This window comes from Endozoicomonas sp. SESOKO4 (assembly GCF_024606275.1).
In genome coordinates this window covers 1-1,275 of the sequence record NZ_JAHHPS010000302.1, presented here as the reverse complement: position 1 = coordinate 1,275, position 1,275 = coordinate 1, and the positions used below count along the sequence as shown (strand labels likewise).

Below are 1,275 nucleotides of genomic sequence, written 5' to 3'. Positions count from 1 at the left end.
GGGGGATTTGGATCAGGTGGAGAAGTCACTGGCAGAGGGAGTCAATGTCAATACCGTTATAAATGATGGTCTCACTGCCTTGATGTTGGCATCCGCTCAAGGGCATAAGGACATCGTCGAACGCCTGGTCAACGCCGGGGCAGATATCAACGCCCGGAGTAAGGATGGCGCCACCCCACTGTTCATCGCAGCCCGAGAGGTTAATACCGACTGCGTAAAAGCCCTGATTAACGCCGGGGCTGATCTCAACGCCGCCTTGTCCAATGGTATCACCCCGCTGTTCATTGCAGCCTTGAAGGGCAATACCGACTGCGTGAAAGTTCTGATCGACGCCCGGGCTGATCTCAATGCACGGATTGAGGATGGCGCCACCCCCCTATTCATCGCTGCCCGCAAGGGGCATACCGACATTGTGAAACTCCTGATCGAAGCCAAGGCAGATCTCAACGCCCGCACTAAGGATGCCTCCAGGACTTTGGATGGTGCCACTCCGCTGTTCATCGCTGCCCGGAAGGGCCATACCGATATCGTGAAACTCCTGATCGAAGCCAAGGCAGATCTCAACGCCCGCACTAAGAATGGTGTCACCCCACTGCTCATCGCTGCCCGGAAAGACCATACCGACATCGTGAAACTCCTGATCGAAGCCAAGGCAGATCTCAACGCGCGGACTTCGGGTGGTGTCACCTCACTGTATATCTCAGCCCAGAACGGCCTTACCGACATTTTGAAAGCCCTGATCGAAGCCGGTGCGAATCTCAACGCACAGACTTCAGGTGGCGTTACCTCACTGTATATCGCAGCCCAGAACGGCCATACCGACATTGTGAAAGCCCTGATCGAAGCCGGGGCGGATCTCAACGCCCGGGTTACGGATGGCGTTACCTCACTGTATATCGCGGCGCAGAGCGACCATACCGACATTGTGCAAGCCCTGATCGAAGGCGGGGCGGATGTCAACGCCACCTCGCTTAATGGTGCCACCCCGCTCTATATCTCAAGTCAGAAAGGTAATACCAACTCTGCAGAAGTCCTGATTAACAGCGGGGCTGATCTCAACGCCGCCTTGTCGAATGGAGCCACCCCGCTGTTCATCGCAGCCCGCAATGGCAATACCGACTGCGTGAAAGTCCTGATCAACGCCGGGGCAGATCTCAACGCCCTACGGACTTCGGATGGCGCCACCCCTCTGTTTATCGCTGCCCGGAAGGGCCATACCAACATCGTGAAACTCCTGATCGAAGCCAAGGCAGATCTCAACGCCCGGACTACGGG

General features: G+C 56.6%; 1 protein-coding gene. It reads left to right on the top strand.

Annotated elements, in window-relative coordinates:
• Positions 1-1,275 (top strand): ankyrin repeat domain-containing protein (locus KDK16_RS05675; protein WP_257275078.1); only part of this gene is annotated, 1,275 nt, incomplete at both ends.